The organism is Streptomyces sp. NBC_00887, from assembly GCF_045207585.1.
This window is the reverse complement of the sequence record NZ_CP108788.1, coordinates 9,132,460-9,145,675: the sequence shown is the minus strand read 5'-3', so window position 1 is coordinate 9,145,675 and position 13,216 is coordinate 9,132,460. Positions and strand designations below refer to the sequence as shown.

At 68.2% G+C, this 13,216-nt stretch carries 13 protein-coding genes; 10 read left to right on the top strand and 3 right to left on the bottom strand.

The genetic code is table 11. The features are described from left to right. Nucleotides 1-327 carry a DUF1048 domain-containing protein gene (locus OG844_RS41700; RefSeq protein ID WP_406388098.1) on the top strand — a complete coding sequence of 109 codons (327 nt, stop codon included), beginning with the start codon at nucleotides 1-3 and terminating at the stop codon, nucleotides 325-327. Here the strand turns inward: OG844_RS41700 and OG844_RS41695 are convergent. Next, a complete protein-coding gene (locus tag OG844_RS41695; RefSeq protein ID WP_406388100.1) occupies nucleotides 282-656 on the bottom strand; it encodes a hypothetical protein in 375 nt (124 codons plus the stop codon). The two genes, OG844_RS41700 and OG844_RS41695, sit on opposite strands and share 46 nt — an antisense overlap. On the opposite strand from OG844_RS41695, the gene OG844_RS41690 reads away from it, so the two are divergent. After that, nucleotides 655-1,641, top strand: coding sequence for an ATP-binding cassette domain-containing protein (locus tag OG844_RS41690; protein WP_406388101.1), 987 nt, complete (start codon nucleotides 655-657; stop codon nucleotides 1,639-1,641). The genes OG844_RS41695 and OG844_RS41690 overlap by 2 nt on opposite strands. Continuing rightward, entirely contained in the window at nucleotides 1,638-2,429 is a 792-nt protein-coding gene (locus tag OG844_RS41685) for an ABC transporter permease (RefSeq protein ID WP_406388103.1), read from the top strand. Before OG844_RS41690 ends, OG844_RS41685 begins: the two co-directional genes overlap by 4 nt. A 1-nt stretch (nucleotide 2,430) precedes the next feature. On the opposite strand, the gene OG844_RS41680 is transcribed toward OG844_RS41685, so the two are convergent. Next, nucleotides 2,431-2,796, bottom strand: a complete 366-nt coding sequence (locus OG844_RS41680; protein WP_406388104.1) for a YybH family protein — start codon at nucleotides 2,794-2,796, stop codon at nucleotides 2,431-2,433. Nucleotides 2,797-2,893: 97 nt separating this feature from the next. Between OG844_RS41680 and OG844_RS41675 the strand changes: the two genes are divergently transcribed. From OG844_RS41675 to OG844_RS41645, 7 genes are all read left to right on the top strand, one after another. Then, entirely contained in the window at nucleotides 2,894-3,790 is an 897-nt protein-coding gene (locus OG844_RS41675; protein WP_406388105.1) for a LysR family transcriptional regulator, read from the top strand. Nucleotides 3,791-4,219: 429 nt separating this feature from the next. Further along, a complete protein-coding gene (gene kdpF, locus OG844_RS41670; RefSeq protein WP_010058599.1) occupies nucleotides 4,220-4,309 on the top strand; it encodes a K(+)-transporting ATPase subunit F in 90 nt (29 codons plus the stop codon). Nucleotides 4,310-4,317: 8 nt separating this feature from the next. Next, nucleotides 4,318-5,982 carry a potassium-transporting ATPase subunit KdpA gene (kdpA, locus tag OG844_RS41665; RefSeq protein WP_406388106.1) on the top strand — a complete coding sequence of 555 codons (1,665 nt, stop codon included), beginning with the start codon at nucleotides 4,318-4,320 and terminating at the stop codon, nucleotides 5,980-5,982. Continuing rightward, nucleotides 5,979-8,093, top strand: coding sequence for a potassium-transporting ATPase subunit KdpB (kdpB, locus tag OG844_RS41660; RefSeq protein WP_406388107.1), 2,115 nt, complete (start codon nucleotides 5,979-5,981; stop codon nucleotides 8,091-8,093). The genes kdpA and kdpB overlap by 4 nt, the downstream gene beginning before the upstream one ends. 6 nt (nucleotides 8,094-8,099) lie before the next feature. Then, on the top strand, nucleotides 8,100-8,780 hold the full coding sequence (locus tag OG844_RS41655) for a potassium-transporting ATPase subunit C (protein ID WP_406388109.1): 681 nt from the start codon (nucleotides 8,100-8,102) through the stop codon (nucleotides 8,778-8,780). Between the two features lie 690 nt (nucleotides 8,781-9,470). Then, complete coding sequence (locus OG844_RS41650; protein WP_406388111.1) at nucleotides 9,471-10,559, top strand: lytic polysaccharide monooxygenase; 1,089 nt, start codon at nucleotides 9,471-9,473, stop codon at nucleotides 10,557-10,559. Between the two features lie 261 nt (nucleotides 10,560-10,820). Further along, nucleotides 10,821-11,969 carry an FUSC family protein gene (locus OG844_RS41645; RefSeq protein WP_406388113.1) on the top strand — a complete coding sequence of 383 codons (1,149 nt, stop codon included), beginning with the start codon at nucleotides 10,821-10,823 and terminating at the stop codon, nucleotides 11,967-11,969. A 63-nt stretch (nucleotides 11,970-12,032) separates the two neighbouring features. Here the strand turns inward: OG844_RS41645 and OG844_RS41640 are convergent, their stop codons facing one another. Then, complete coding sequence (locus OG844_RS41640; RefSeq protein WP_406388115.1) at nucleotides 12,033-13,208, bottom strand: spore photoproduct lyase family protein; 1,176 nt, start codon at nucleotides 13,206-13,208, stop codon at nucleotides 12,033-12,035. Between the last annotated feature and the right edge of the window lie 8 nt (nucleotides 13,209-13,216).

Genomic DNA, 13,216 nt, shown 5'->3' with positions numbered 1-13,216 from the left:
GTGGGCATCCAGGACATCATCGAAGGCAAGAAGCAGTGGCGGGCGCACATGGCGCGGGTCAAGGCGCTCCCGCCGGACTACCAGATCGTCTACAAGGAGATGCAGAGGTACCTGTTCAAGGTCGGCCCGATCGACCTGCCCGACGGGCCCCTGCTCCCCGGAATCGTCGACTTCTTCGAGGAGGGCGCCGCGACGGGCAAGGGGGTCCTGCAGCTGATCGGCAGCGACGTCGCCGCTTTCTGCGACGACTTGATCAAGGACTCACGCACCTACGCGGACATCTACCAGGAGTCCATCAGCGGGAAACCCGGTACCGCCGGGAAGTAGCACCCTGTCACCTCAAGTCGGCAGGCGAAGCCCGCAGGCGCGGCCCCTCCGCCTCCGCGCAGCGCGGACGGGCGCGGGCGGACCGGCCACCGGAAGCCGCCGCGCGCCTGTCCGCCGAGGCGGTCGAGCAGGCGGACGAGACCTGACTCGGTCCTGCCGACGCCCGCAGGCGAGCAGGTCTCCGCGGCGGGGCGGCCCGACGCCATTCCCCAGGACGGCACGACCGACGCGCAGTCACGGGCAGCCCTCTCGATCCGAGTTCCGTACAGCTCCCACTCCCCCTGCGCCTTCAGCCCCGGTAAGGAATTCACCATGCCTTCATCTGTCATGCCCACATCCAGTCAGGGTGACGGGCCCCCGTCGCCCACCGCCGTCTCCGCCGTCGGGCTCCGCAAGTCGTACGGCGAAAAGCTCGTCCTCGACGGCATCGATCTGCATATTCCGGCCGGGTCCGTGTTCGCCCTGCTCGGCCCGAACGGTGCCGGCAAGACGACCGCCGTGAAAATCCTCTCCACCCTCATCACCGCCGACGCCGGCGACCTGCACGTCGGCGGTCACGACCTGGCCGCCGACCCGCAGGCGGTTCGTGCCGCGATCGGTGTCACCGGGCAGTTCTCCGCCGTCGACGGGCTGATCACCGGCGAGGAGAACATGCTCCTCATGGCGGACCTGCACCACCTGCCCAAGAGCGAGGGGAGGCGGGTCGCCGTCGAACTCCTGGAGCGCTTCGACCTGACGGAGGCCGCCAGGAAGCCCGCCTCGACCTATTCCGGCGGCATGAAGCGCCGCCTGGACCTGGCGATGACGCTGGTCGGCAGCCCGCGGATCATCTTCCTCGACGAGCCGACGACAGGGCTCGACCCGCGCTCCCGCCACAACATGTGGGGCATCATCCGCGGCCTCGTCGCCGACGGCGTAACCGTCTTCCTCACCACCCAGTACCTGGAGGAGGCCGACGAACTCGCCGACCGCATCGCCGTGTTGAACGACGGCAAGATCGCCGCCGAGGGCACCGCCGAGGAGCTCAAACGGCTCGTCCCGGGCGGGCACGTCCGTCTCCGCTTCAACGACCCGGCCGCGTACCGGTCCGCCGCTGACGCCCTGCGCGAGGTCACCGGGGACGACGAGGCACTGTCGCTGTCCATCCCCAGCGACGGCAGCCAGCGCGAACTGCGCTCGGTTCTCGACCGGCTGGACTCGGCCGGCATCGAGGCGGACGAACTCACCGTCCACACCCCCGACCTCGACGACGTCTTCTTCGCCCTGACCAGCGGCACCGACATCCCCCACCAGCCCAAGGAGACCGTCCGATGAGCGCCCTGTCCCTCGCCGTCCGCGACTCGAACACGATGCTGCGCCGCAACCTGCTGCACGCCCGTCGCTACCCGTCAGCGACCCTGAACCTGCTGCTCACGCCGATCATGATGCTGCTGCTCTTCGTCTACATCTTCGGCGATGTGATGAGCGCGGGCATCGGTGGCGGCGGCGCGGACCGCTCCGACTACATCGCCTACATCGTCCCGGGCCTGCTGCTGATGACCGTCGGAAGCACCGTGATCGGGGCCGCGGTGTACGTCTCCATGGATATGACCGAAGGCCTCATCGCCCGCTTCCGCACGATGGCTGTCTACCGCCCTTCGGTCCTCATCGGGCACGTCGTCGGCAGCGTGCTGCAATCCGTCATGAGCGTGGTCCTCGTCGGCGCCGTCGGCGTGGCCATCGGCTTCCGCTCCACGGACGCGACCGCCCTGGAGTGGCTGGCGGCTTTCGGGCTCGTCGTCCTCTTCGCCCTTGCGCTGACCTGGATCGCGGTCGGCATGGGCTTGGCAAGCCCCAACCCCGAGGCGGCCAGCAACATGGCCATGCCGCTGATCCTCCTCCCTCTCATCTCCAGCGCCTTCATCCCCGCCGACACCATGCCCGGCTGGTTCCGGCCCATCGCTGAGTACCAGCCCTTCACGCCGGCCATCGAAACCCTCCGGGGTCTTCTCCTCGGCACGGAGATCGGCAACAACGGCTGGATCGCGATCGCCTGGTGCGTCGCCCTGATCGCGCTCGGATTCCGCTGGTCGACGGGGCAGTTCAACCGCGACCCGAAGTAGCTCAGGGGGTGGGTGGGACAAACTCGGGCTGGTCGAGCAGGCGCAGCCAACTTCCGTCGGACTGGCGCCTGACGACCTGCGCCCGCGCGCCGGCACTGTCCTTCGGTGGGGTCGAGGTGAGAGCGATGTTGCCGCTGATCAACGTCGGCAAAGGCCGTTCCAGCTCGAAGCGGGGACCGTTGGCCAGCACCTTCTCCCACAGCGCGCGGATCGCATCCCGCCCCACCGTCAGCTCGCCGGGCGGGTAAGCCATCACCGCATCCTCCTCGTAGAGCGCGGCAACCCCGGCCGCGTCACCGGCGTTGGATCGCTCGACGAACAAGCGGGTGATGTCCTCGGGCCGCATGGCCTTCTCGTACTCCGGCATGGGTTCCTCCTTCGTAAGGCTCCGGCGTTTCTCAGCCTGGTCGCCCGCCGACCAGAAGTCCAACAGATGGATCTTCTGCAAACTAGAATCTGCAGTCATGGAACTGAGGCAGCTGGAATACCTCGTCGCAGTCGCCGAGGAGCAGAACTTCACCCGTGCCGCCGAGCGTGTGCACATCAGTCAGTCCGGCATCAGCGCCCAGATCCGCCGGCTCGAACGGGAACTCGGTGCCGAGCTGTTCGACCGTTCGGCCCGAACCGTCACCCTCACCGTCGCGGGGAAAGCTGCGCTCGAACACGCCCGTGCCGCACTCGTCTCAGCTGGGGCAGTCGGCCGGGCAGTGGACGAGGTGACCGAGCTGATCCGGGGTCGCCTCACCGTCGGAATGGTCATCGGCTGCACCGTCACCCCGTTGTTCGACGCTCTCGCCGCCTTCCACAAGGCGCACCCCGGTGTGGAAATCTCGCTGCTGGAGGAGAGCTCCGACCGGCTCGTCGACGGGGTGCGCGCCGGCGCCGTCGACATGGCACTCATCGGAGCCGCAGCAGCCACCCCCGACGGGCTGGAGGCCCTGACCATCATCAGTGAACGGCTCGTCGCAGCAGTCCCGGCCGGGCACCCCTTGGCGAAGCAGCGGCGGGTCACCCTGCGCGACCTCATTGCCTACCCCGTCGTGTGCATGCCACCAGGCACCGGCCTACGCGCGGTATTCGACCAGGCTTGCGCCGCACAGAACCTCCAGCCCTCGATCGCCCTGCAGGCCAGCGCCGCGGATGCCATCGCCGACCTCGCCGCCCGCGGACTCGGCGTCGCCGTCCTCAGTAACTCGATGGCCGCGGGCTACCGCGACCGGCTCACCGCCCGCACCATCGATGACGTCGACACACCGGCGTTGCTCGCCCTGATCTGGAAGAGCGCACACAACCCCTCGGTACGCGAGCTGCTCGTGCACAGCCGACAAGCGTTCACGGACCTTCTGGGGCTGCACCGGTAAAGGTCGACCAGCGGCTTCACCGCCTCGGCCTTCGGCCCGGACCCGTACGCGGCCTGCCGGTGCGCCCGAATGCTCGGCTGCCGACGGGTGTCGGGGCCGGTGGATCAATTCAACGAGCAGCGCACGATCGGCATCCCCGCTCCGACCCTGAGCACAGGCCGGTGTCCCGCCGTGCAACGGAGGACGACGCTCCGTAGCCGGTGGAGGTCGACCGCATCAGGTCGGCGTCAAGGGAGCCCCCGTCCTCGTATGGACCCCGTCAAGGCGGTCTGTCACCGGTCCGAAGCCGAGGTTTCCTCATCTTGGCCGCACGGCCGATTCCATTCCTCACGTCAATCAGGAGCTCACGATGGCCGACCTGGCCTTCGTCGTCACCACGGTCGCGGTGTTCGCGCTGGTGGCTCTCGTCGCCCGGGGGGTGACCAAGCTGTGACCGCCGAGAACATCGTCGGCCTCGTCGTGGCCGTCTCCCTGCTGGGATACCTCGTGCTCGCCCTTCTTTACCCGGAGAGGTTCTGAGCGCCGCCATGAGTCCCCAGGCCGCTGGTGTGCTCCAGCTGCTCGCCCTGATCGCCGCCCTCTCGCTCGCGTACCGCCCGCTGGGCGACTACATGGCCAGGGTCTACTCCTCCGAGAAGCACTACCGGCCGGAGAAGTGGATATACAAGGCCATCGGTGCCAACCCAGCCGCCGAGATGAGGTGGCCCGCCTACCTACGGGGCGTGCTCGCCTTCTCGGCGGTGAGTGTTCTCTTCCTGTACCTCATGCAACGGGTACAGGGCTCGCTGCCCGGCTCCCTCGGTTTCTCCTCCATCGACCCGGACCAGGCGTTCAACACGGCCGCGTCGTTCGTGGCCAACACCAACTGGCAGTCGTACTACGGCGAGCAGGCCATGGGCCACGTCGTGCAGACCGGCGGCCTCGCGGTGCAGAACTTCCTCTCCGCCGCAGTCGGCATGGCCGTCGCGGTGGCGCTCGTCCGGGGCTTCGCACGGGCACGTACCGGTGAGCTCGGCAACTTCTGGGCCGACCTGGTGCGCGGCACCGTCCGCATCCTGGTGCCGATCTCGGTGATCGGTGCGCTCGTCCTGGTCGCCTGCGGTGCCATCCAGAACTTCTCCGGCATCCACGAGGTCGGCCAGTTCATGGGCGGCACGCAGGAGTGGAACGGTGGCGCGGTCGCGTCCCAGGAGGCCATCAAGGAGCTGGGCACCAACGGCGGCGGCTACTTCAACGCCAACTCCGCCCACCCCTTCGAGAACCCGAACCCGCTCTCCAACCTGTTCGAGATCTTCCTCATCCTGCTGATCCCGTTCGCGCTGACCCGCACCTTCGGCCGCATGGTCGGCTCGCTCAGGCAGGGATACGCGATCCTCGGCACGATGGCCACCATCTGGCTCGGCTTCACCGCGCTGATGATGTGGACCGAGTTCGCCCACCACGGACCTGCGTTCGACATCGCGGGCGGGGCGATGGAGGGCAAGGAGACCCGCTTCGGGATCGCCGGCTCCTCGATCTTCGCGGTTGCCACCACGCTGACCTCGACCGGTGCGGTGAACTCCTTCCACTCCTCCTTCACCGGCTTCGGCGGTGGCATCACGATGCTGGGCATGCAGTTGGGCGAGATCGCACCCGGCGGTGTCGGATCCGGCCTCTACGGCATGCTGATCATGGCGATCATCGCGGTGTTCATCGCGGGCCTCATGGTCGGACGGACCCCGGAGTACCTGGGCAAGAAGATCGGCACGCGCCAGATCAAGCTCGCGGCCTGCTACATCCTCATCACCCCGGCACTCGTGCTCGGTTTCACCGCCGTGGCGATGGCTCTGCCCACTCCGGGCAACTCGATGACGAACTCCGGGGCGCACGGCTTCTCCGAGATCCTGTACGCCTACACCTCCGGGGCGAACAACAACGGCTCCGCCTTCGCGGGACTGAACGCGGACACCCCGTGGTTCAACAGCACCATCGGCATCGCGATGCTGCTCGGCCGCTTCCTCCCGATCGTCTTCGTCCTGGCCCTCGCCGGGTCGCTGGCCGAGCAGAAGCCGGTGCCCGAGACCGCGGGCACCCTGCGCACCGACAAGCCCCTCTACGCGGGTCTTCTCGTCGGCACCATCCTGATCATCACCGGTCTGACTTACTTCCCCGCCCTTGCGCTGGGTCCGCTCGCCGAAGGGCTCGCCTCATGAGCACCGTCACCCCCACTCACGCTCCGCACGGAGACCTGCCGCCCTCCGGCAACCACGCGGTCACCGACCGCGTCGGCAGCGGCCTCTTCGACCCGAAGCAGCTGCTGAAGTCCTTCCCGGACGCGGTGCGCAAGCTCGACCCGCGCGTGATGATCAAGTCGCCCGTCATGTTCGTCGTCCTGGTCGGCTCGGTGGTCACCACCGTGCTGGCGGCGCTGGACCCGACCGACTGGTTCGGCTGGGCCATCGCCGGCTGGCTCTGGCTGACCACCGTCTTCGCGAACCTCGCAGAGGCGGTGGCCGAGGGCCGGGGCAAGGCCCAGGCCGACACCCTGCGCAAGGCCAAGACCGACACCGTCGCCCGCCGCCTCACCACGGACGGCAAGGGCGAGGAGCAGGTGCCCGGCGCGGAGCTCCGCATCGGTGACCTGGTGGTCTGCGAGGCGGGAGATGTCATCCCCGGCGACGGCGATGTCGTGGAAGGTGTCGCCTCCGTCGACGAATCCGCGATCACCGGAGAATCGGCCCCGGTCATCCGCGAATCCGGCGGCGACCGCAGTGCGGTGACCGGCGGTACGAAGGTGTTGTCCGACCGCGTTGTCATCAGGATCACGACGAAGCCGGGCGAAACATTCATCGACCGCATGATCAGCCTGGTGGAGGGCGCGGCCCGGCAGAAGACCCCCAACGAGATCGCCCTGAACATCCTTCTGGCGTCCCTCGCCATCGTCTTCCTGCTGGCCGTGGTCACCTTGAAGCCGTTCGCCGTCTACGCGGGCGCCGACGGCCAGACCTCGATGATCGTGCTCGCCGCGCTCCTGGTCTGTCTGATCCCGACCACCATCGGTGCGCTGCTCTCCGCGATCGGCATCGCCGGAATGGACCGCCTCGTCCAGCGCAACGTCCTGGCCATGTCGGGGCGCGCGGTGGAAGCGGCGGGCGACGTGTCGACCCTGCTCCTCGACAAGACGGGGACCATCACCCTGGGCAACCGTCAGGCGGCCGAATTCCTGGCGGTCGGAGGCGTTACGGAGGACGAACTCGCGGATGCCGCGCAGCTGTCCTCGCTCGCCGACGAAACCCCCGAAGGCAGGTCGATCGTCGTACTGGCCAAGGAGAAGTACAGGCTGCGGGAACGGGACCAGGGCGAGCTGACCGATGCCGAATGGGTCGCGTTCACCGCGCAGACCCGCATGTCGGGCGTCGACCTGGACGGGCGCAAGGTCCGCAAGGGGGCGACCGGCTCCGTCGTCGCCTGGGTGAAGGAGCGGGGCGGGGTTGTCGCCGAGGACGCGCACGCACTCACGGACGGGATTTCCCAGGCTGGTGGCACGCCGCTGCTGGTGGCTGTGGAAGACGCTCGCGGTCCGCGGATCCTCGGGGTCATCCATCTCAAGGACGTGGTGAAGGAGGGCATGCGCGAGCGGTTCGACGAGCTGCGCCGCATGGGCATCCGTACGGTCATGATCACCGGCGACAACCCGCTGACCGCGAAGGCGATCGCCGGGGAGGCGGGGGTCGACGACTTCCTGGCCGAGGCGACGCCCGAGGACAAGATGGCCCTCATCAAGCGGGAGCAGGCCGGCGGCAAGCTCGTCGCCATGACGGGTGACGGCACGAACGACGCCCCGGCCCTCGCCCAGGCGGACGTCGGGGTCGCGATGAACACCGGTACCTCGGCCGCCAAGGAGGCCGGGAACATGGTGGACCTGGACTCCAACCCCACCAAGCTCATCGAGATCGTCGCGATCGGCAAGCAGCTCCTCATCACCCGCGGCGCCCTCACCACGTTCTCCATCGCCAACGACGTCGCGAAGTACTTCGCGATCATCCCCGCCATGTTCGCCGTGGCGTACCCGTCGCTGGACAAGCTGAACATCATGGGCCTGGCCTCGCCGGAGTCGGCGATCCTGTCCGCGGTCATCTTCAACGCTCTGATCATCGTCGCTCTGGTACCGCTGGCCCTCAAGGGAGTGCGCTACCGGCCCGCCGGTGCTGACCGGATGCTGCGCCGCAACCTGGGCATCTACGGCCTCGGCGGTCTGGTCGCCCCGTTCGTCGGCATCAAGATCATCGACCTGCTCATCTCCCTCATCCCCGGAATCGGCTGATCCGCCATGACCAACACCTCCGTCAGCAACACCGTGCGCCTGTTCGGGGCCGGGCTGAGGGCCCTCCTCGTCCTCACCCTGGTGTGCGGGGTCATCTACCCGCTGGCCGTCACCGGGATCGCCCAGACCCTCTTCAACAACAAGGCCAACGGCTCCGAGATCAAGGACAAGAGCGGCCAGGTCGTCGGCTCCTCCCTCATCGGGCAGACCTACAACCTCCCGAAGAACGACCCGAACGACGCCGAAGAGGCAGCCAGGCCGGACCTGAAGTGGTTCCAGCCACGCCCCTCCAACGGCCTCGGCTCCAACAGCGTCAACACCCAGTACTCCCTGATCCTCTCCGGCGCCACCAACCGCTCCGGCGACAACGAGGACCTGATCACGTGGGTGACGGACGCCAAGGCGGCTGTGGTCAAGGACAACTCCACGGCCTCGTACAAGGTGGAGCCCGCTGACGTACCGGCAGACGCGGTCACCTCCTCAGGCTCCGGCCTGGACCCGGACATCTCCCCCGCGTACGCGAAGCTCCAGGTCCACCGGGTCGCGGAGGTGAACGACCTCCCCGTCGAGGAGGTCGAGGGCCTCGTCGCCGATCACACGACGGGCCGGCTCCTGGGCTTCATGGGCGAGCCCCGGGTGAACGTACTCGAACTGAACACAGCGCTCCAGGACCTGGTCCAGGGCTGACGGACCTCAGGCGAGGAACGGAAGCCGGTGGGGTGCGGTGACTCCGCACCCCACCGGACGGCCGCCATTCCACTGGATCCCGGTGTCCGGTTTCGGGCGTCACAGGTCCCCGCATCACCCCCTTCCGAGTGCGAACGCCGCGCTTCTGCCGCACCGTCACCTCAGAAGCCCTGGCGTCTCCGCCGTCTCTTTCACCGGGCACCGCGAGTGCTGACCACCACCCGGATCACCTCTGCGCCGAGACAGACCACCGCCCTTGTCGTCCTCGACGCGGCGCGGGTCGGCGCTCGGCGGCAGCGTCCCGGTCGGGAGCGCTCCCAAGCCGGGGATTGACGCGAGACAACCGCCGTATCCGCCTGTCACCCTGACCTGCCTTTTCGGAAATCCGCGCGACACATTTCGCCGCGATGGGTTGTCAGGGACACGCAGCGCTCCTACAGTCCCCTACAAACCAGCGCATGGGAGCGCTCCCATCGCGGGTCGTCGTGCGCTCCGATCCCCTCATCCCCCATCCGGCCATTCCTACCGACACCGACGCCCCGGCCCCATCCCCGTACGTCTCGCCGCCGAGCTCGTCCGGGCACCCCGTCCGCCTGATCCACGCACGCCCCCGAGGGTTCCGTCACCGGACGGTGACCGCACGGGACAAGCCGACCGGAAGACGATCCCCACACAGGCACAGGAGACACCATGACTCGACGCAAGAAACAACTTGCCTCCCTGGCAACGGTGCTCGCGACGCTCATCAGCGGGTTAGCCCTGGCGCTGTTCGGCCAGGGCAATGCGCAGGCGCACGGCGTGACGATGACGCCGGGGTCGCGTACGTACCTCTGCATGCTGGACGCCAAGACCAGCACCGGCGCCCTGGACCCGACCAACGCGGCGTGCAGGGCCGCGCTCAACGAGAGCGGTGCGACCGCTCTGTACAACTGGTTCGCCGTACTCGACTCCAACGCGGGTGGGCGAGGGGCCGGTTACGTCCCGGACGGAAAACTGTGCAGCGCCGGCGACCGGTCACCGTACAACTTCACCGGATACAACGCCCCCCGCGGTGACTGGCCCCGGACACACCTGACCTCCGGGAACACGATCCAGGTGAAGCACAGCAACTGGGCGGCGCACCCGGGTTCGTTCCGGGTGTACCTGTCCAAGCCCGGCTACTCGCCCACCACCGAACTGGGCTGGGACGACCTGGAACTGATCGAGACCGTCACCAACCCGCCGCAGACCGGCTCGCCGGGTGCGGACGGCGGCCACTACTACTGGGACCTGAACCTGCCCTCGGGCCGCTCGGGCGACGCGGTGATGTTCATCCAGTGGGTTCGCTCGGACAGCCAGGAGAACTTCTTCTCCTGCTCCGACATCGTCTTCGACGGCGGCAACGGCGAAGTGACCGGCATCCGCGGCTCAGGCAGCACTCCTACTCCGACGCCGACTCCGACCCCGGACCCCACACCCACGGACCCGCACTCCGGGTGCATGGCCGTCTACAGCGTGACCAACTCCTGGAGCGGCGGCTTCCAAGGTTCTGTCGAGGTCATGAACCACGGCACGACAGCACGTGACGGCTGGGCCGTGAAGTGGACGCCCGGCACGGGCGCCAAGGTCAGCAGCGTGTGGAACGGTGCGCTGACCACGGGGTCCGACGGCACGCTCACGGTCAAGAACCTCGACTACAACCGGACCATCCCGCCGGACGGCAGCGTCACCTTCGGCTTCACGGCGACATCGACCGGCAACAACTTCCCGATCGGCTCGATCGGCTGCGTCAACCCGTAGCCACCGAACGAAGCAGTGCCGGTTCCCGCACCCTGCGGGAACCGGCACTGCCGTGTCCCCAGGCCCGGCACGCATGACCGGCATCGACCCGATTTGTGCCGCAGCTGCGCCGACGTGCTCGACGAGCTCTCTGTCTTTCGCCTTCCGGCGCGCCCAGCCCGAATCTCTTCAGCCGGATGCGACGCATATCCTCACCGCTCGGGGGCACCGAGGCAGAAGGTTGGCGGTGCATTCAGCGGGCGAGGGCCACCCTTTTGGGGAGTGAACGGGTTGGTACGGAAAGCACGTTGGTCGGCTAACGGCCGGTGGGCCGGACGGGAGTGGACGGCGGTCCGGCGGTCCGTCCATAGCGCGTTCGAGGAGTCCGGACCCGAACGGGACACCCTCGTCCAATCCCTCAAAGCAGCCGCGGCGGCGATCATCGCCTGGGCCCTGACCGGATGGTGGCTCCAGGCTCCCATGGCACTCCTGGCTCCCTGGACGGCAGTCGCCCTGGTCAGCAGCACCGTTTACCAATCGCTGCGCACGGGCAGCCAGCAGTTCGGCATCATCGTCCTCGGCACGGTGTGGGCGTCGGCCGCCATGGCCGTCACGCATGACCAGACCATGGCCGCCATGCTGCTCACCCTGCCGTTCATGACGTTGCTCGGGAACTACCGCCGATTCGGGAGCCAGGGCATCCTCGGGGCGAGCACGGCCCTTTTCGTCATCACCTACGGATCGTCGAGCGCTTCCAACGTCGGTCACCGGCTGCTGGAGACGCTGATCGGCGCGGTGGTGGGCATCATGGTCAACGCCCTCGTCCTGCCCCCAGTCCATCTGCGCAGCGTCCGCGACCGCCTGCGCCGACTCGCGCGCGGATCGGCAGACCTGCTCGACGCCATGGCGCACGGCTTGCGCGAGGACAACGCATGGGAGAAGGCCGGGAACTGGCACACCGAGGCGTCCCGTCTGTCGTTGTCTCTCCAGGGCGTGGCCGATGCCAGGCACTGGGCCACGGAGGGGGCGCGCTGGAACCCGGGCGGACGGCTGCGACGGACGGGACCCCCGCCCCCACCTTTCACCGAGGACGTCCGGTGGGGCCGGGTCTGCACCCGCATCCTCGCCGTCGCACGCACCCTCAACGAAAGCGGCGGTGACGGCAGGGGCCTCCCGACGCCGCCTCCCTGCTTCCTCGTCGAGCTGTCGGACGTACTGGAGCAGGCCGCCCGCATGTGCCTCGAGGAGGCCGAGCATCCGGCCTCAGCCACCGACGATCGCCGCCGCGAGCGGGCGTTCGACAAGGCATGGGTCACACATCGCGCTCTCGCCGACAACTTCCAGCACCAGGAGGGACCGGCGGCCGCCGTCGGAGGTGCACTCTTGCTGGAGACACGCCAGTTGCTCATGGACCTGGCTCCACGCCCCTGAGCGGCACCGGAAACCGCCCCTGCGTCCAGCCGAAGTTCCCGAAGGCTCTGGGCCGGCCCGTGCTCAGAAGGCGTACCGGACGCGCAGCCACGGTGTGTGCGTGGCGATCAGTTGTTGGATGTGCGTCAGTGACTCCCGTTTGATGTCCTGTGTGTAGCGGACGTTGATGGCTCCGTTCTGCGAGCGCTTGGTCTCCTGGGCGGCAGGCTGCCACAGCACTTCCTCGGCGCGAGGGTGCCAGCCCAGGTTGACCTCGTGGAGCGACTGGTTGTGGGTCAGCATGATGATCTCGGCCGCCGCCTGTTGCTTCACGCGGACGGGCAGGACGTCGTCGAGGTGGGAAAGCAGGTCGGCCCAGTCCCGCTGCCATCCCGGGCGCAGGATGACGGGCGAGAGGTTGAAGTGGACCTCGTAGCCGGCGTCGAGGAAGTCGGCAGCTGCGGCGATCCGCTGGGTGACCGGGCTGGTCCGGATGTCCAGCAGCCGGGCGTCGTCGGGCGGCATGAGCGAGAAGCGCACTCGGGTACGCCCCTGAGGGTCGAGTGCGAGCAGATCGGGGTTGACGAACTTGGTTGCGAAGGAGGCCTTCGCCGTCGGCAGGCCGCGGAAGGCGGCGACGAGGTCTGCTGTGTTGTCGCAGACCAGGGCGTCGACCGAGCAGTCGCCGTTCTCGCCGATGTCGTAGACCCATGCCTGGGGGTCACACTGGTTGGGCTCCCTTTTGGGGCCCTGGGCCCGTACGTGGCTGCGGACGTGGGCCACGATCGCCTCGATGTTGGTGAACAGCGTGATGGGGTTGGCGTAGCCCTTGCGACGGGGTACGTAGCAGTAGGCGCAGGCCATCGCGCACCCGTTGGAGGGGCCTGGGGCAATCCAGTCGGCCGACCGGCCGTTGGGACGGGTCCGGAGTGTGCGCTTCATCCCGAGGACGAGCGTCTCGGTCTTGATACGGACCCAGCGGGCGATGTTGCCTTCGTTGCCGTGGAGGGAGGGGATGCGCCAGTGGCTCGCGACCTCGGTCACGCGCGCTCCCGGCAGCCGGGCCATGATCTGTCGGCCGCGTGGGGAGTCGAGTGCGGCCGGCTCCGCGTAGACCTCCCGCACGTCGAGCATTCGGCGGGCCTCCGGGCTGTCCCGGAAAGCCGAGTGCGCGGCCGGCTCCACTGCGATGTCCGACCACCCGAAGAGCGCTTGCTGCTCGGGCTCTCCCGGCGCGGCTCCTGTCGGCGGTTGATCCACGTTCCTCT

Coding starts and splice junctions, on each gene's coding strand:
- OG844_RS41690 (WP_406388101.1), top strand. CDS start 655: ATGCCCACATCCAGTCAGGGTGACGGGCCCCCGTCGCCCACCGCCGTC.
- OG844_RS41695 (WP_406388100.1), bottom strand. CDS start 656: ATGACAGATGAAGGCATGGTGAATTCCTTACCGGGGCTGAAGGCGCAG.
- OG844_RS41685 (WP_406388103.1), top strand. CDS start 1,638: ATGAGCGCCCTGTCCCTCGCCGTCCGCGACTCGAACACGATGCTGCGC.
- OG844_RS41680 (WP_406388104.1), bottom strand. CDS start 2,796: ATGCCGGAGTACGAGAAGGCCATGCGGCCCGAGGACATCACCCGCTTG.
- OG844_RS41675 (WP_406388105.1), top strand. CDS start 2,894: ATGGAACTGAGGCAGCTGGAATACCTCGTCGCAGTCGCCGAGGAGCAG.
- kdpA (WP_406388106.1), top strand. CDS start 4,318: ATGAGTCCCCAGGCCGCTGGTGTGCTCCAGCTGCTCGCCCTGATCGCC.
- kdpB (WP_406388107.1), top strand. CDS start 5,979: ATGAGCACCGTCACCCCCACTCACGCTCCGCACGGAGACCTGCCGCCC.
- OG844_RS41655 (WP_406388109.1), top strand. CDS start 8,100: ATGACCAACACCTCCGTCAGCAACACCGTGCGCCTGTTCGGGGCCGGG.
- OG844_RS41650 (WP_406388111.1), top strand. CDS start 9,471: ATGACTCGACGCAAGAAACAACTTGCCTCCCTGGCAACGGTGCTCGCG.